The organism is Burkholderia cepacia (assembly GCF_001718835.1).
GTDB classification, from domain to species: Bacteria; Pseudomonadota; Gammaproteobacteria; order Burkholderiales; family Burkholderiaceae; genus Burkholderia; species Burkholderia cepacia_F.
Genome location: NZ_CP013442.1, coordinates 229,761 through 248,303 on the forward strand (window position 1 = coordinate 229,761; position 18,543 = coordinate 248,303).

The window sequence follows — 18,543 nt, forward strand, 5'->3', positions numbered from 1 at the left end:
AGCCATGCATTCGATACTTGTCGTGTGTGTCGGGAACATTTGCCGCAGCCCGATGGCGGAGGGGCTGCTGCGGGAGCGCCTGACGGATGTCGAAGTCCGGTCGGCTGGCCTGGATGCGCGGGTCGGACAGCCGGCCGACAGGCGCTCCATCGAACTGATGGAGGAACGCGAGATCGACATCCGGCCACATCGCGCCAGGCAACTTGGGGACTATGAGTGCCGCCGGGCGGATCTCATTCTCGCGGTGGAGGACGGGCACCGCCGGGCGATCGAATACGCCTATCCGTTCGCGCGCGGTCGGGTCTTCACGCTGGGGCACTACGGACGCTTTGACATTGCCGATCCGTTCGGGCAGGAGCGACGGAAGTTCGAGGAGTGCCTCGAGATGATCGAGATGGGCGTTGACGATTGGGTGCAGCGAATCCGGAAGCTTAGCTAACCCGTGGCTCGACGCTTCGCAAGGGTGGGCACAAGGCAAGGAAGGTCGTCCGGGCAAACCAAGATCATTACTTGAAGGAATCGGCTGTACTCATGACCCAATCGAACCCACACCCAGACGTGAACGTCGTCGAGACGGCAGAACTCGATCTCGCATCGGTTCTCGATGTCCTGCTCGACAATCGGCTTTTGATCGCTGCGATTGCTGCGGTATTCATCTTCATCGGCGCTCTGTACGCGCTGCTCGTGACGCCGATCTACGAGTCGAACATCCTGGTCCAGATCGAGGACAGCCCGGATGCGTCGGCGGCAAAGGACCTGCTCGGCACGCTGTCGACGATGTTCGACGTCAAATCGACCGCCGATGCGGAAATCCAGATTCTCGGCTCGCGCCTCGTCGTGTCGCGAGCGGTCGACAAGCTCAAGCTCTTTATCCATGCGAAGCCGCATCGCTTTCCGGTGATTGGCGGATGGCTTGCGCGTCGCCATGACGGCCTGTCCGTGCCGGGACTCTTCGGTATTGGCGGCTATACGTGGGGCAAGGAGTCGATCGACGTCGCGGCATTCGATGTGCCGAAACAGCTCGAAGGCAAGCCGTACAAGCTCGTCGCGTTGGCACGCGGCCGCTATGAACTGAGCGGTCCGGGCTTCGAGCAGCCGGTCAACGGCCGTGTCGGGACGGCCGAGACATTCCCGGCGTCTGCGGGCCCGATCCACCTCTTCGTGCGCGGAATCAACGGCGCGGCAGGGGCGAGATTCGATCTTGTCCGCGGATCGCGCATGGACACGATCGAAGACCTGCAGAAGCAACTGCGGATCCAGGAACTCGGCAAGCAGTCGGGCGTCATCAGCGCCACGCTTCGATCCGACGATCCGGAGCTGCTCAGCGCGATCCTCAACGAAATCGGCGATCAGTACATCAGGCAAAACGTGGATCGGAAAGCCGCACAAGCAGAGAACTCGCTGCAGTTTCTCGCCAGTCAGGAACCGAAGATGAAACGGGATCTTGAACAGGCCGAGGATCGGCTGAACGATTATCGGAACACGCACAAGGTCCTTGACCTGACGGAAGAAGGGAAATCCATTCTTGCGCAGTCGTCGGACGCAGAGCAGCAACTTTTCACGCTGAGGCAGAAGCGTCAGGAACTGTTGACGCGCTTTGGTCCCATGCATCCGGGCGTAGTGGCGATCGACGAGCAAATTGCCGAAACGCAGGACTATATCGGCGAACTGACGGATCAGATCAAGCGCATGCCGACCGCGCAACGCGATGCGATTCGACTCCAGCGTGATGTCCAGATGAATACGGATCTCTACCTGGCGTTGAGGAACAACATCGAGCAATTGAGGCTGCTGAAGGCGGGGAAGATCGGCAGCGTCCGTCTCGTGGACACCGCTTCGTTGCCCGAGCGGGCGGTATTTCCCACGAAGATGGTCGTGGTCGTCGTCGCGACGCTGCTGGGCTTGTTTGTCGGCGCGGGTGCGGCGTTCCTGCGTGACAAGCTCTTCACCGGCGTCACGAATGTGCGCTCGCTGGAGGCGCAAAGCGGACTGGCCGTCTATGCAACGGTTCCGCACAGCGAGCAGCAACGCAAGCTCGCGACCAACATGGCGGAATCGACGGCAGCCGGTCAGGCAAGTCTGCTCGCGAATTTGTACCCGGGAGACCCGGCCATCGAAAGTCTGCGCAGCCTGCGCACGGCACTTCAATTCGCAATGCTGGACGCTCGTAACAACGTGGTGCTGTTGACGGGGCCGTCACCCGGCCTCGGCAAGTCGTTTGCGTCGGCCAATCTGGCGGTGGTGCTGGCCGAAAGCAAGCGGGTCCTGCTGGTCGATGGCGATTTGCGTCGAGGTATTCTGAACAAGTACTTCGGCGAAGAGCGCGGGGCCGGCATCGCGGATTTCATCGCCGGAACGCGATCCGCCGCCGACATCATCCGCAAGACGAGCGTGCCAAACCTCGATCTCGTGACGACCGGAACGCTGCCGCCGAACGCCGCGGCCTTGCTGATGAACAGGAACTGGCTTTCGTTCATTCAGAAGGCGTCCGCCGACTACGACATTGTGCTGATCGATTCGCCGCCGGTACTCGCCGTCACGGACGCGGCCATCATCGCGACGATCGCGGGTACCGTCTTCCTGGTTGCACGCTTCGGCCAGACACGTGTCGGCGAAGTGGTGGAGTCCGTCAAGCAGCTGGTGCAAAGCGGTTCGCACGTGAGCGGCCTGATCTTCAACGGAATGAAGACACGAGGCGGAAACTACAGGTATGGCGGAAAGTACGGAAGCTACCGGTATGTTTCGTATAACTATGAAAGTACCTGACCAGTTTGAAGGCGGTTTCCGGTTTCGGGATTTCGGCATGAAGCCGTGCCGCGCTTGGGGGGCGTATGTCCAATCTCAAATTCAGGATCGGGGTGATTGGCCTGGGGTATGTTGGCCTGCCACTGGCCGTGGAATTCGGCAAGAAATTTCCGGTGGTCGGGTTCGACACCAGTCGTTCGCGTGTCGATTCCCTGAACGAGGGTCACGACGCGACGCTCGAGGTGAGCGCTCAGGAGCTGGCGCAGGCCCGGCACTTGAAGATCACGGCGGACGGAGGAGACATCGCGGACTGCAATGTCTTCATCGTGACCGTACCTACGCCGATCGATGAGCACAAGCAGCCGGACTTGCGCCACTTGATCGGCGCGAGCGAGACGGTTGGCCACGTACTCAAAAAGGACGACATCGTGATTTACGAATCGACGGTCTATCCGGGGGCCACTGAGGAAGTTTGCGTACCCGTGCTCGAGCGCGTTTCGGGCCTGACGTTCAACGTGGATTTCTTCGCGGGATACAGTCCCGAGAGGATCAATCCCGGTGACAAGACCCGCCGGCTGCCGCTGATCCGCAAGGTGACTTCCGGTTCGACGCCGGAAGTGGCGGATATCGTCGACGGTTTGTACAAGGAGATCATCACCGCCGGCACGCACAAGGCGTCGAGCATTCGTGTGGCCGAGGCGGCGAAGGTGATCGAGAACACGCAACGCGATGTCAATATTGCGCTGGTCAACGAATTGGCGATCATTTTCAACAAGATGGGCATCGACACCGAGTCGGTGCTCGTCGCGGCCGGCACCAAGTGGAATTTTGTCCCGTACGTTCCGGGCCTCGTCGGCGGGCACTGTATCGGCGTCGATCCTTACTATTTGACGCACAAGGCGCAGGCGATCGGATACAACCCGGAAATCATCCTGGCCGGACGCAGGTTGAACGACGGAATGGGGCGGTATGTGGCGGCCCAGCTCGTCAAGGCAATGACGAAGCGGCGTATCGATATTCAAGGCGCGCGCGTGCTGGTCCTGGGGCTGACCTTCAAGGAAAACTGCCCTGATCTACGCAACAGCCGAGTCGTCGACATCATCAAGGAACTCGCGGAGTACAGCGTCAGCGTCGACGTATATGACCCGTGGGTATCGAAAGAGGCCGCGTGGAAGGAGTACGGCATTAATCCGATCGATCGACCGTCCAAGAACAAATACGACGCCATCGTGCTGGCGGTTGCACATCGGGAGTTTGCCGAGTTCGGCGCGGACGCCATTCACGAATTCGGCAGGCCCGACCATGTCTTCTACGATCTGAAGTCCGTCTTTCACGTGGATTCGACCGATATTCGTCTGTAAGACATTGCCGTTCGATTCGCTTCCGCCTCAGGCCAATTCGACCCGACACCAACATGTGCAATTGCTACGCCAGAACCAGCCAAGCGCTGCGACAGGATCCGAAGACGTGGCTCATCACGGGCGTGGCCGGGTTCATCGGTTCGAATCTGCTCGAGCGATTGCTGAACCTCGATCAGCAGGTTGTCGGCCTGGACAATTTGTCGACGGGCTATCTACGTAACCTCGACGAGGTCCGCGGCCTCGTCACGCCGGACCAATGGCGTCGCTTCCGATTCATCGAAGGAGATATCCGTTCGCTCGATGATTGCCGCAACGCGTGCAATGGCGTGGACCATGTGCTTCACGAGGCGGCGCTCGGTTCGGTGCCGCGTTCGCTCATCGATCCGATTGCCACGAACGAAGTCAACGTGAGCGGTTTTCTGAACATGCTGGTCGCCGGCCGCGATGCCGGCGTCAAGAGTTTCACGTATGCGGCATCGAGTTCGGCCTATGGCGATCATCCGGGCTTGCCGAAGGTCGAGGACCGGATCGGCAAGCCGTTGTCTCCCTACGCGGTAACGAAGTGCGTGAACGAGATGTACGCGGAAGTCTTTGCGCGGAACTACGGGTTCCGGACGATCGGCTTGCGGTATTTCAACGTATTCGGGAAGCGTCAGGATCCGGATGGCGCCTACGCCGCCGTGATTCCGAAATGGACGATCGCGCTCATTCGGAACGAGCCGGTGTTCATCAACGGCGATGGCGAAACGAGTCGCGATTTCTGTTTCGTCGATAACGTCATTGAAGCGAATCTTCTCGCCGCGACGGCGGACGATGCGAGCAGGAACGAGGTTTACAACGTGGCGATCGGCGATCGGACGACGCTGAACGAGCTGTTCGCCGCGTTGCAGGCGGCATTGGTGAAAAACGGCATCCGGAATGACGCGCGTCCCGTTTACCGGGACTTTCGTGCCGGGGACGTAAGGCACTCGCAAGCAAGCGTCGACAAAGCAAGAAGGCTGTTGTGTTATGACGCTTCGGTTCGCCTGTTCGATGGAATCGAGCGAGCGATGCCTTGGTATATCGACTATCTGGGGTGAACGCGTACGCCCGGCGGATCGTGGCCGGTCCGCCGGGCGAAACGACTTTCATGCAAGCTTTTCGGATTCGCGGGCCCTCGGCCTGTTTAAGGGCACATGCCTTGACACCCGTAATCGACCGAATCGGCAGCCGCTTGGCGGCAGTTCATGCCGATCACAAGCGCATCCTGCGCAGCGCGATGCTCGTTTCCTTCTTCGTGCTTGTCGGCAAGTCGGCAGGCGCCATGAAGGAAATGGCCATTGCGTATCGCTACGGCATCAGCGCCGCGGTCGACGCGTACCAACTGACACTCACGATGATCACGTGGGTGCCCGGGACCGTGGCGACGGTATTGGGTGTCGTCCTCGTACCGACGCTGGTTCGCCTGCAGAAGCTCCCGGAAAGGGAGCGAACGCTGTTTCTGGGCGAATTGCGGGGAGCAAGCCTGGTGTTGGGCACCCTGCTTGCCGGCGCGCTCTACGGTGCATGGGATGCCGTCCTGGCGGTGATGGATGCCCATCTGCCTTACCGCACGGCCGAGCTGTCCCGTGAAATGGCGCGGGGCATGTCGTTCATTTCTTTCTTTACGTTGCTGATCTGCGTGTCGGGCGCACGCCTGCAAGCGCGCGAGCGTCATGTCAATACATTGCTGGAATGCATTCCGGCGGGTGTGCTCCTCGTCTGGATATGGCTCACGCCGAACAAGAACACCTATGTCCCGCTGACTTGGGGGACGACAACGGGCTTCCTGTTGCAAGCGGTCTGCCTGAGCGTGCTGGCCGCTCGCGCCGACGGAATCCGCCCGGGCCTGCGGTTTGGCTTCCGGTCTTCGCAGTGGCCGGCCATGTATCGCGCGCTTGGGGTCTTCATGGTGGGGCAGATGGTGATGAGCCTCGTGACGCCGCTGGACCAGTACTTCGTCGCAAACCTCGGCAGCGGCGCGATCGCAACGCTCGGCTATGCCAATCGGTTGTTGGGCCTGCTGTTGAGCATGGGCGCACTCGCGATCGGCCGGGCGACGCTGCCCGTTTTCGCGGACATCCTGAACAGCGCTGATCCGGACAGGACACGCACGACGGCGTTCAAGTGGGCAGCGGTGATGTTCGTCGGTGGCAGTCTTGTTGCGATCGCGGGCTGGCTGGGCGCGCCGCAGGGCGTGCGGTTGATGTTCCAGCGCGGTGCTTTCGGTGCACAGGACACGCTGGCGGTATCGGCCCTTCTCGGATGGGGATTGATACAGCTTCCGTTTTATTTCGCCGTGCTCGTTCTGGTTCAGTGCTTCGCCAGCGAAGGGCGCTTTCGGGCGATAGCCGCGATTGCGATGATCAATTTCGGCGTAAAGGCGCTCGGCGATTACGTATTGGTTGGCTGGATGGGTATCGCCGGCATCCTGCTTGCGAGCGCGCTGATGCATGCGTCGTCGCTGGGCTGCTATCTCGTCCTTTCGAGAACAGGACGCTAAATGCCGATGAAGATCGTGTTGCTCAATCACTCGATGCGTTGCGGCGGAGCCGAGCGCGTCACGGCCAATCTCGCCAACAATTGGGCCGAGCGCGGATGTGATGTCACGGTCGCGACATTCGTGTCTTCGGACGCGGACTTCTACAAACTGGACAGTCGGGTGGCGCGTGTCGACCTGGCGTTGGCGGGCGCTTCATCGGGGGTGCTTGGCGGAATGCTCGCGAACGTCCGGCGCCTCGCAGCGGTTCGCCGGCTCTTCAAGGATCGGCGCCCCGATGTCGTGATCGGGGTGATGACGGTGCCGTCGGTTCTGGGCATTCTCGGCGGTATCGGGTTGCGGCTGAAAGTGATCGCCACCGAGCACAATCATCCGCCGATGCTTCGCATGAACGCTGTATGGGAGACGCTGCGGAGCCTCACGTTCAGACACGCGGATGCGGTGGTCGCACTGACGGCGGAGACCGGCGCATGGCTTGCGCGTCATTGCAGGTGCAGGAACGTGAGCATCATTCCCAATCCTGTTGCGCTGCCGATGGAGGTCATGGAGCCTCGGCTCGCGCCATTGGAAACGATATCGGCCGATACGCGGCTGTTGTTGGCCGTCGGGCGCCTGGCGCCGCAAAAGGGATTCGACCTGCTGATCCAGGCATTCGAAAGGATTCACGAACGTGGGCCAGGCTGGAAACTCGTCATTCTCGGCGAGGGGGACGCGCGCGGGACGCTGCAGTCGGCGATCGCGGAGCGTGGACTGGATGACCTGGTCCTGATGCCGGGGAGAGCCGGAAATATCGGGGAGTGGTATGGTCGTGCCGACCTCTACGTGATGAGTTCCCGATTCGAGGGGCTGCCGATGACGCTGATGGAAGCGATGGGAAGCGGTTGCGCAGCAGTGAGTTTCGACTGCGACGTGGGGCCGCGGGACATCATTCGTGACGGCGTCGACGGAGTGCTGGTGAGTCCGGCCGGTGACGTCGGCGCGCTCGCCGATGCTTTGCTGAAGCTGATGGTCGACCATCGGGAGCGGGAGCGAATGGCGAGCATGGCGAACGGCGTGGCTGCGAAATTCGCCCCGTCGCGCATTCTTTCGCTATGGGAGCAACTTTTCCTGAGCATGGGCCTGAGCGGTGCCGATCATGCGCGTCCGCCGCAGCGGGCGGCATGTGAAACGGATTCCCGTGCGGCTGAACATTCCTGCGACAAGGCCACGCTGCGATGAAACTCTCCGTCTCGCCAGGCAAGATCGCCATCTCGATCGATAAAAGATGGATGCGGCCGTCGGCATTCGTTTTTGTCGGATTGGCTGGCGTAGTCCTGAGCTTCATGGTTGTTGGCGACAGAAGCCAGCTTCTCGATCAGGACAATTACATCAATTACTTCCGCCTGACCGACATCGGCTGGTTCACGAACATATGGGCCGGCAGATCGTCGTTTCTGGGCTTTGCCACCAGCGTGATGACGGAGGAGCTCGGCTGGCGAGCCTGGGTGCTGGCGATCAACGCGCTGGGCGTGGACCCGGAGGATGGCGTGCGGATCACGGTCGTGGTGCTCAACGTCGCCATGATCTCGGCACTCTGGAATACGCGACGTCCGATATTGGATTTGTGTCTGTGGTCGGTGATCCCGGTCGGTCTGGCGACGATGGGGCTGTTCCAGATCCGACAAGGCATGGCGTTTGCCATTGCCATGTACGTCGCGCTGCGGTGGAAGCGTCCGGCAACCGGCGCCTTGATCGCGGGAACCATTCACACGACTTTCGCGTTTCCGGCGCTGCTTCTGTTGGTCGCCCGGCTGTTGCGACGGCGGGGGGCGATAGTCTCCGTATCCGCGAGCGCCTGCGTCGGGTTGCTGCTTGCCCTGGCATCGCCGTTGTTGTTCGCGACATTCGGGGGGCGACGCGTCGACGAGTATCGCAATCTCGAACGCATGTTCAACGCGACTTACGTGCTGGCGCTGCTTATCTATTCGATTGCACCTGCAATGATCATTCATCGATGGTTTCTTGAAAAGCGGCAGGACGTTCACGAGTTGGTCATCGATCAAATCGCGGTGATGCACGTCGGGCTGATCGTTTTTCTGGTCACGTCGTTTTTTGTCTTTCCGTTTGCGATGAGCCGGATTGGCTACTATGCGCCGGCCATGATCGCCATCCTGTTGCCCGAGACAAAGGTGAAGCAGCCGCTCGGGTTGTTGCTGTTGTCCGCGGTCGTGATGATGGTCATGTACGACGCGATCAAGAATTATTTCGCCGGGGTCTACGTCTTTTTCCTGTAGCGGAATCGGTCGACGTTCGGCGAAGTTGGGTGTCACGAAACGATACGAACAACCAAGGACACGACCAATGACAATCAAGTTGCGTGTGAAGGTGGCCGCGAACAAGCCGACGGCCGTTGCCCTGGGGGCGGCGTTGGCATTTTCCCTGCCGGCCGGTGCGGCGAGCTCGCCGGTGCTGACCTCGATGGGCGCGTCCGGCGGGCTCGTGATTCCATACGGATTCACGCTGCCTGAAGGAACATTCGAGGGGCAATACAACAACTACATCGATCCGCAGTACGGGAAGAACACGACGAGTTCCGACATCGTCTGGGGTGCGGTCGGCCTGTTTCCGTACGTGGAGGTATCGGGCGGCCTCGCGGACTACCCCGGCAGAGTGCGCACGACGGTGCCGGGCTACGACCATTTCGTGCTTCGGCACTTGATGGCGAACGCGAAGGTCTCGATTCCGAAGTTCTTCAAATACCAGCCCGATATCGCGATCGGCATCAACGACGTCGGCGGGCAGACGCATTACTTCCGGTCCACCTATGGCGTCGTGTCGCAGCCGCTCGGGCCCGCGACACTGACGGTCGGCTACGGGCACGGCGACCGGCTAGACGGTGTGTTCGGCGGCGCCGAGCTTCGACTGTGGCAAACGGGACTGTCGCTGCTTGCGGAACACGATTCGAAAACGCCGTATGCGGGGATACGTTACCAGTCGCCGCCGATCGGATGGCTCGCCGACGCGAGCCTCGTCGGCACCGTGACACGCTCGCTCAAGCATACGGACGGGGTTGCGCCGCGCACGTCGTTCTCGATCGGCGTGCAGATTCCGCTCGGCAAGCGGTTCGATGCGGCGCATTGCGGCAAGGGCTTGTGCGACGGCGCACCGGATGCGGCGGCGAATGCGGCGTCGCTCGGTGACGTTCACGCCACGGACGGCGATGCGCTGAAACCGGCCGCCGTGCTCGCGCCGTTGGGCACGTTCACGCACGTCGAGCCGGCCGCACCGATGCCCGCAACGGCGCACGTGGCGCGCGGCGACGTCGCCACGCCAGCGCCTCGCATGGCGCCCGCGTTCTTGCAGACCGGCGCGCCGGGAATCGACATGGCACCTGATCCCGCGGCGGCGCTCGACACGATCGTGCGCGTGTTGGCGGATGCGGGGCTCGAGCGCGTGCGGGCCGGCGTTGCGGGCACGGATCTCGTCGTCGAATATGAAAACCACCGCTACAACCAGAACGAGGCGGACGCGCTGGGCATCGCGCTCGGCGCGGCGGCGCAGTACGCGCCAAAGGGTATCGAGACCGTGCGCATCGTGATCAAGAAGGCGAATGAGCCGCTGGGCGAGGTGAGCGTCGACCGGACGAACTACGCGCAATTTGTCGCGGGCGGCGCATCGACTGCGGCCGGCGCATCGCTGTCGATGCGCATGCGGCCGACGCATGACGCGGATTCGATCGCATGGTCGGGCAACGCGCGCAAGCACGGACTCGTGCGGATCCAGATCGCACCCGTCACGACCTACCTGTACGGCACGGAGTACGGCAACTTCGACTACTCGATCGGCGCGAACCTTCAAGGATTCGTGCCGCTGTGGCGCGGGGCGGAACTGTATTCGAGCGTGATCGTGCCGATCGCGAACAGCAAGAACATGGACAACGGCCACGTGTACGACCGGTATCGCCTGCGCGGCGGACTGTCGACGGTCGCCCTCGTGCAGAGCTTCTGGATTGCGCCGCGCGTGTTCAACGTGACCGCGCTCGGCAAGTTCAACCTCCAGTACCTCGGCATCGAGAACGAGACGACCGCATTCGTGCCGGGCCGCCCCGACGTCGTGCGGCTGAAGCTCGCGTATTTGCATCGCGAACCGGGCAAGGATGCGCTGCCGGCGGAGAAGAACGCGCTGCTCACGTACCGGTGGGTCGAGCCCGCGTGGAAGATGTGGATCGAGGCGGGCGTCGCGCGCTATGTGGGTGGCGACAAGGGGCCGCTGATCACGTTGACGCGCTGGTTCGACGACGTGTCGTTCAGCGTGCAGGGATGGCACAGCGGGCACGGTTCGTTCGTCGGGGCATCGGTCAGCTTCCCGCTGACGCCTCGCCAGGGCATGAAGCCGGGGATCGTGCAGGTCAACGGCGCAGAGCAGTTCTCGCTCAATTTCCGCACGCGCGTCGGATCGACGAACTACCTGTCGCAGGACGGCGCCGAGAACCTCGACTTTGCCTACAACACGCAACAATTCGTGCTCAACCGGGGTCGCTTCAGCGCCGAATACTTTGCGACGCAGCTTTACCGGATGCGCGATGCGTACAAGCGCTATGCAAAATCCGCAAGCGCTGCGCCGCCCACCACGCAGGCGACGCAGCTGCCTGGTAGTGCAGCTGGCCCCGGACGGGGCAGTGACGCAGGCATTCAATGATCGAGTCGACCTAATGGAGAAAATCGATGAAGACGACGATGAAGAAGGTGGCACTGAGAGCATGGAAGATCGGGATGTTTGCGCTCGCGGCAGGCACGCTGGCGGGATGTGGCGGGGGCAGCGACAGCAACAGCACGACGCCTTCGAATGCATCGTTGGCCACGATCAGCGGCACGGCCGCGACCGGCGCGCCAATGGCGAACGCCGCGATCACGATCGCCTGCAAGAGCGGCAATGGTTCGGGGACAGCCGACGCGAACGGCGCCTTCTCGATCTCGTTCGTGTTCGCGGGACCGTGCGCGATCACGGGGACGAACGGGACGACCACGCAGCACTCGTTCGCGAGCGGCGGCGGCACGTTCAACGTGACGCCGCTGACCGAAATGCTGCTGACCTACATGGCGGCGCAACTCGGCACGGACCTGAACGGGTTGCTGACGGGCCTCACGACCAATCCGACGTATCAGGGCGCGTTGACGAGTCCGTTGGCGGTCGCGTCGGCGCAGAACGGGGTCATCCAGACCATCAAGAACGAAACGGGCGTGACGGTGTCGGCGTCCTCGTTTCTGACGACGCCGTTCAAGCCCGGTCAGGCCGGCCAGGATGCGGACCTCGAAATCTTGAAGTCCAACGGCGCGCTCACGAAAACCGGCCAGCCGTCCCCGACGCTGCTCGACAAGGTGAAGACGGCCGGCGCGGCAGCAGGCAAGCCGACCGGCGGCACGGGCGGCAGCGGCAACCCGGCGTAACGACGGGTAAATCCACGCGCGAACTCATTTGAGCGCGGTTTTATACCGCCATCGACACGCGCAGAGGATTGGGCGTCCGGGCTACTCGCGAGAGCACAGCACGCGCGGCTGGCGGCCGAGCTACACCAGCGATAGTCCAGACGCATCGCGGAAGCCCGCAATCCGGACGGAAGCCCATACCAACCGCGCAAGCGCAGGCAATGACTAACCTTTCGCTTGTAGAGTCGGACGTGGAGACCGCGCGATGCCCTGCTGGCAAGGGTTTGCGGGACACTACAAACAGAAATCCTAGTAACCGCTGCACAGACAGTCTGCGATCGAGACGCGAGACGGTTTGGCGCGTCCGCGCGAAATGTCCCGGAACTCAAGCCCTGTCGCACCCGGATCAGTCCGCCCCCATTAAAAACGCATCAGAATCAAGGGCAGGCCGCCCCAAGCTGCCGAATTGCGGCACCGCCCGAAACACCCCCAAGACAGCCACGGATGGAAAACTGTATGAATATACAGTATAGTACTCGTCCGAAACCGGTCCACCCCCGTGTCCGCATCGCGGCGCCGTGACCTCTGGTCAACTCATTCAGACGGGCAGGCAAATTGTCATCCAGCAATCTGATCCGCATTCGCGGAGCACGTCAGCACAACCTCAAGAACCTCGACCTCGACCTGCGCACCGGCGAGATGACGGTCGTCACCGGCCCGTCGGGCTCCGGCAAGTCGAGTCTCGTGTTCGACACGCTGTACGCGGAAGGCCAGCGGCGCTACGTCGAGACGTTCAGCGCGTACGCGCGGCAGTTCCTCGACCGGATGGACCGCCCGCAGGTCGAGCGGGTCGACGGCGTGCCGCCCGCGATCGCGATCGACCAGACCAACCCGGTGCGCAGTTCGCGCTCGACCGTCGGCACGATGACCGAGCTGAACGATCACCTGAAGCTGCTGTACGCGCGCGCGGCCGAGCTGTTCGACCGCAAGACCGCGCGGCAGGTGCGGCACGACACGCCGGAGACGATCTACGCGGAGCTCGTCGCGCGCACGGCGGACGATCCGCGCGTCGTCGTCACGTTCCCGGTCGAGCTGCCCGATACGGCGTCCGATGAAGAAGTCGCGCAGTGGCTGTCCGCGAGCGGCTACACGCGCGTGCAGGCGCAGCGCGAGGTCGCGTCGCCCACCGGGCCGCGCAAGGTGCTCGACGTGGTGGCCGACCGCTTCCGCGTGCAGCAGGCCGACAAGGTGCGCGTGGTCGAGGCGATCGAGGCGTCGCTGAAGCGCGGCGGCGGGCGCGTGAACGTATACGTGCTCGCGCAAGAGGACGCGGCAGCAGAGCCGCAGGTGTGGCGCTTTTCCACCGGGCTTCACGATCCCGACAGCGACCTGCGCTACGCGGAGCCGCAGGCGGCGCTGTTCTCGTTCAATTCGGCGTACGGCGCGTGCGAAACCTGCCGCGGCTTCGGCCGCGTGATCGGCGTCGATCTCGGCCTCGTGATCCCCGACGCGCGCAAGACGCTGCGCGGCGGCGCGATCAAGCCGATGCAGACGCCCGCGTGGAAGGAGTGCCAGGACGACCTGATGCGCTACGCGGCGAAGGCGAACATCCGGCGCGATACGCCATGGAGCGAGCTGACCTCCGACGAGCGCGACTGGGTCGTCAACGGCTCGCCGGACTGGAACGGCAAGTGGCAGAGCCAGTGGTACGGCGTGAAGCGCTTCTTCGGCTATCTCGAGTCGAAGGCATACAAGATGCATATCCGCGTGCTGCTGTCGAAATACCGCAGCTACACGCCGTGCGACGTGTGCGGCGGCGCGCGCCTGAAGACGGAATCGCTGCAGTGGCGGCTCGGGTCGAAAGAGAACGCCGACGGCGTGCTCGCGCCGGCCGCCCGTTTCATGCCGCGCGGCGTCGACTGGAGCCGCGCGCAGCTCGAGGCGCTGCCGGGCCTGACCGTGCACGACCTGATGCTGTTGCCGATCGAGCGCATCCGCCGCTTCTTCGACGACATCAGCCTGCCGAGCGCGCTGCTCGACGATGCGTTGAAGCTGCTGCTCGCCGAGGTGCGCACGCGCCTGAAATACCTGTGCGACGTCGGGCTCGGCTACCTGACGCTCGACCGGCAGAGCCGCACGCTGTCGGGCGGCGAGGTGCAGCGGATCAACCTGACGACGGCGCTCGGCACGTCGCTCACGAAAACCCTGTTCGTGCTCGACGAACCGAGCATCGGGCTGCATCCGCGCGACCTCACGCGGATCGTCGAGGCGATGCAGCGGCTGCGCGACGCGGGCAATACGCTGGTGGTGGTCGAACACGATCCGTCGGTGATGCTCGCGGCCGATCGCCTGATCGACATGGGGCCCGGCCCCGGCGAACGCGGCGGCACGATCGTCTACGACGGCACGCCGGGCGACATCCGCTCGGCGCACACGCTGACGGGCGAGTATCTCGGCGGGCGCAAGCATGTCGCGCACGCGTCGAACTGGGCGCGCCGGGTGGTCGACGCGCATACGCCGCGCATCGTGCTCGAAGGCGCGAGCGAACACAACCTGCGCGACGTGACGGTCGAGATTCCGCTGCAGCGGCTCGTCTGCGTGACGGGCGTGTCGGGATCCGGCAAGTCCACGCTGCTGCAGGACGTGCTCTATCCGGCGATGGCGCGGCACCACGGCAAGGCGACCGAGTCGCCGGGCGCGCACCGCAGCCTCACGGGCGCCGACCAGGTGGGCGACGTCGTGTTCGTCGATCAATCGCCGATCGGCAAGACCACCCGTTCGAACCCGGCGAGCTACGTCGGCGCGTTCGACGAGATCCGCAAGCTGTTCGCGAAGGCGCCGCTCGCGCTGCAACGCGGCTACGGCGCCGGCACGTTCAGCTTCAACTCGGGCGACGGTCGTTGCCCGACCTGCGGCGGTTCGGGTTTCGAGCACATCGAGATGCAGTTCCTGAGCGACGTTTACCTGCGCTGCCCGGATTGCGACGGCAGCCGCTACCGCACGGAGATTCTCGAAGTGCGCATCGAGCGCGGCGGCCGCGCACTGAGCATCGCCGACGTGCTCGATCTCACCGTCAGCGAAGCGGCCGCGTTCTTCGCGACCGACGCCGAGGTGCTGCGCGTGCTGCAGCCGATCGTCGACGTCGGCCTTGAATACGTGAAGCTCGGCCAGCCGGTGCCGACGCTGTCGGGCGGCGAAGCGCAGCGCCTGAAGCTGGCCGGCTTTCTCGCCGAATCGGCGGCGGCCGTGAACGGCCGCCGGGTCGTCACGGAGGAAGCGCGCATCGCACGGGCGAAGCTGTTCATGTTCGACGAGCCGACCACCGGGCTGCACTTCGACGACATCGCGAAGCTGATGCAGGCGTTCGGCAAGCTGCTCGCGGCCGGCCATTCGCTGATCGTGATCGAGCACAACCTCGACGTGATCCGCGCGGCCGACTGGCTGATCGATCTCGGCCCGGAAGGCGGCGACGGCGGCGGCCTCGTGCTGTGTGCGGGCACGCCCGACGACGTCAAAGCCTGCGCCGAATCGCATACCGGCGTGGCGCTGCTGCAGTACGAACGCGCGATGGACGCCGACCTGGCGCTCGCCGACGAAGGCAAGCCGCTGCAGGCCGTGCTGAACGCGGCGCGCGAGCGGCGTGCGATCGAAGGCGAGGACGTCGTGCGGATCGTCAACGCGCGCGAGCACAACCTGAAGGCGCTCGACGTCGACATCCCGCACGGCAAGTTCAACGTGATCACCGGCGTGTCGGGTTCCGGCAAGTCGACGCTCGCGTTCGACATCCTGTTCCACGAAGGCCAGCGCCGTTACCTCGAATCGCTGAACGCGTATGCGCGCTCGATCGTGCAGCCGGCCGGCCGCCCCGAAGTCGATGCCGTGTACGGCATCCCGCCGACCGTCGCGATCGAGCAGCGGCTGTCGCGCGGCGGGCGCAAGAGCACGGTCGCGACCACGTCCGAGGTGTGGCACTTCCTGCGGCTGCTGTACGTGAAGCTCGGCCTGCAGCATTGCATCCACGACGGCACGCCGGTCACGTCGCAATCCGTCGAATCGATCGCCGCGCAATTGCTGCGCGATCATCGCGGCGAACACGTCGGGCTGCTCGCGCCGCTCGTCGTGAACCGCAAGGGCGTGTATACGGATCTCGCGAAGTGGGCGAAGGCGCGCGGCAGCACGCATCTGCGCGTCGACGGCGAGTTCGTGCCGGTCGATCCGTGGCCGAAGCTCGACCGCTTCCGCGAGCATACGATCGAGCTGCCGGTCGCCGATATCGTCGTGTCGCCGGACAACGAAGCGGAACTGCGACGCGTACTCGACGAGACGCTCGAACTCGGCAAGGGCGTGATGCACCTGCTCGCGCCGCTCGACGGGCTGCACGACGCGATGCAGAACGATCATTCGACCGCGCGGGTCGGCACGGTCAAGGTGCTGTCGGTCAAGCGCGCATGCCCGGTGTGCGGCACGAGCTACCCGGAGCTGGACCCGCGGATGTTCTCGTACAACAGCAAGCACGGCTGGTGCACGACCTGCGTCGGCACCGGCGTCACGCTCACGCGCGAACAGCGCGCCGCGTACGACGACACGGTGCTCGCCGGGGACGATCGCGGCCGCGAGCAGACGCTGCCGTCGGACGAACAGGAGCCGGAAGGCGTCGGCAACGAGCCGTGCCCGGATTGCCACGGCACGCGGCTGAACCCGTCCGCGCGGGCGGTGACGTTCGACGCGCATCCGATCGTCGAGGTCGCGCAATGGACGGTGTCGGACACGCGCCGCTGGATCGACGGGCTGGAACTGACGGGGCGCGATGCGCAGATCGCGCGCGACATCGTCAGCGAGATCGGCAGCCGCCTCGCGTTTCTCGAGGAAGTCGGGCTCGGCTACCTGAGCCTCGATCGCGCGGCGCCGAGCCTGTCGGGCGGCGAAGCGCAGCGCATCCGGCTCGCCGCGCAGCTCGGCAGCAACCTGCAGGGTGTCTGCTACGTGCTCGACGAACCGACGATCGGCCTGCATCCGCGCGACAACCAGATCCTGCTGGATGCACTGCGCAAGCTCGGCGACAAGGGCAATACGCTCGTCGTCGTCGAACATGACGAGGACACGATTCGCCGCGCCGATCACATCATCGACGTCGGCCCGGGCGCGGGCAAGCGCGGCGGCACGCTGGTCGCCGAGGGCGCGGTCGCCGATCTGGCCGCGCAGCCGGATTCAGTGACGGGCCGCCTGCTCGCGCAGCCGATGACGCATCCGTTGCAGCCGCGCCGCGGCGTGAGCCTGCCGGGCAAGAAGGGCGGCGCCGCGGTGCCGGAGGCCTGGCTGACCGTGCATGGCGCACGGCTGCACAACCTGCGCGACGTCACGGTCGGCATTCCGCTCGCGCGGCTCGTCGCGGTCACGGGCGTGAGCGGCTCGGGCAAGTCGACGCTCGCGCGCGACGTGCTGATGACGAACCTGCTCGACGCGGTCGGCCGCTCGGTGCTGTCGTCGCCGGCCACGCGCCGCGCGCGCAAGGCCGCGCAGCAGGACGCGCCGGCCGCCAACCGTCGCGCGAGCGTGCTCGCACGCAGTGCGCCGCGGCCGTCGCTGAACGTCACGCACGCATGGCAGGGTTGCGAGTCGCTGAGCGGCTGGGAGCAGATCGATCGCGTGCTCGAAGTCGACCAGACGCCGATCGGCAAGACACCGCGCTCGTGTCCGGCCACCTATATCGGCGTGTGGGACACGATCCGCAAGCTGTTCGCCGATACGCTGGAAGCACGTGCGCGCGGCTACACGGCGTCGCGCTTCTCGTTCAACACCGGCGACGGGCGTTGCCCCGCATGCGAAGGCCAAGGCGTGCGCACGATCGGGATGAGCTTCCTGCCCGACGTGAAGGTGCCGTGCGACGTGTGTCACGGGCAGCGCTTCAACCCGGAGACGCTCGCCGTCACGTGGCGTGGACGGAACATCGGCGACGTGCTGACGATGGAGATCGACGAGGCGGTGGCGTTTTTCGCGCCGATCTCAAACATCGCGCATCCGTTGCAGCTGATGAAGGATGTCGGCCTCGGCTACCTGACGCTCGGCCAGCCGTCGCCGACATTGTCGGGCGGCGAGGCGCAGCGTATCAAGCTCGTCACCGAGCTGACGAAGGTGCGCGACGACATCACGCGGCGCGGCCAGAAGGTGCCGCACACGCTGTACGTGCTCGACGAGCCGACGGTCGGCCTGCACATGGCGGACGTCGCGAAGCTGATTCGCGTGCTGCACCGGCTCGTCGATGCGGGGCACAGCGTCGTCGTGATCGAGCACGACCTCGACGTGATCGCGGAAGCCGACTGGATCATCGATCTCGGGCCGGAAGGCGGCGTGGGCGGCGGCACGATCGTCGCGGCGGCGCCGCCGGAGGCGCTCGTGCAGGTGAGCGCGAGCCATACGGGGCGTGCGCTCGAACCCGTGCTGGCGCGCAGCGGCGCCGAGCGCGGCGAAAACAGGCGAAGCGGCGAGGCGGGGGCTGCGTGAGCGGGATGGGCCC

The 18,543-nt window shown here is 64.3% G+C and carries 10 protein-coding genes; all 10 read left to right on the forward strand.

All coding sequences use genetic code 11. The features are described from left to right. Positions 1–4: 4 nt before the first annotated feature. The 10 genes from WT26_RS00805 to uvrA all read left to right on the forward strand — a co-directional run bounded on the left by WT26_RS00805 (position 5) and on the right by uvrA (position 18,530). Complete coding sequence (locus tag WT26_RS00805) at positions 5–439, forward strand: low molecular weight protein-tyrosine-phosphatase (RefSeq protein WP_060137051.1); 435 nt, start codon at positions 5–7, stop codon at positions 437–439. A gap of 92 nt (positions 440–531) precedes the next feature. Further along, positions 532–2,766, forward strand: coding sequence for a polysaccharide biosynthesis tyrosine autokinase (locus tag WT26_RS00810; protein WP_060154576.1), 2,235 nt, complete (start codon positions 532–534; stop codon positions 2,764–2,766). Between the two features lie 65 nt (positions 2,767–2,831). Beyond that, complete coding sequence (tviB, locus tag WT26_RS00815) at positions 2,832–4,106, forward strand: Vi polysaccharide biosynthesis UDP-N-acetylglucosamine C-6 dehydrogenase TviB (RefSeq protein ID WP_069269484.1); 1,275 nt, start codon at positions 2,832–2,834, stop codon at positions 4,104–4,106. Positions 4,107–4,159: 53 nt separating this feature from the next. Beyond that, on the forward strand, positions 4,160–5,185 hold the full coding sequence (locus WT26_RS00820) for an NAD-dependent epimerase/dehydratase family protein (RefSeq protein WP_069269485.1): 1,026 nt from the start codon (positions 4,160–4,162) through the stop codon (positions 5,183–5,185). 101 nt (positions 5,186–5,286) lie between these two features. Then, positions 5,287–6,627, forward strand: coding sequence for a murein biosynthesis integral membrane protein MurJ (gene murJ, locus WT26_RS00825; RefSeq protein ID WP_230461549.1), 1,341 nt, complete (start codon positions 5,287–5,289; stop codon positions 6,625–6,627). Then, complete coding sequence (locus WT26_RS00830) at positions 6,628–7,842, forward strand: glycosyltransferase family 4 protein (RefSeq protein WP_059719099.1); 1,215 nt, start codon at positions 6,628–6,630, stop codon at positions 7,840–7,842. Next, entirely contained in the window at positions 7,839–8,897 is a 1,059-nt protein-coding gene (locus WT26_RS00835) for a hypothetical protein (RefSeq protein ID WP_059867439.1), read from the forward strand. Before WT26_RS00830 ends, WT26_RS00835 begins: the two co-directional genes overlap by 4 nt. Before the next feature lie 67 nt (positions 8,898–8,964). Next, positions 8,965–11,301 carry a YjbH domain-containing protein gene (locus WT26_RS00840; RefSeq protein ID WP_060154583.1) on the forward strand — a complete coding sequence of 779 codons (2,337 nt, stop codon included), beginning with the start codon at positions 8,965–8,967 and terminating at the stop codon, positions 11,299–11,301. Positions 11,302–11,327: 26 nt separating this feature from the next. Continuing rightward, complete coding sequence (locus WT26_RS00845; RefSeq protein ID WP_060154585.1) at positions 11,328–12,050, forward strand: carboxypeptidase-like regulatory domain-containing protein; 723 nt, start codon at positions 11,328–11,330, stop codon at positions 12,048–12,050. Between the two features lie 594 nt (positions 12,051–12,644). Further along, entirely contained in the window at positions 12,645–18,530 is a 5,886-nt protein-coding gene (uvrA, locus tag WT26_RS00850) for an excinuclease ABC subunit UvrA (protein WP_069271981.1), read from the forward strand. Positions 18,531–18,543: the final 13 nt, after the last annotated feature.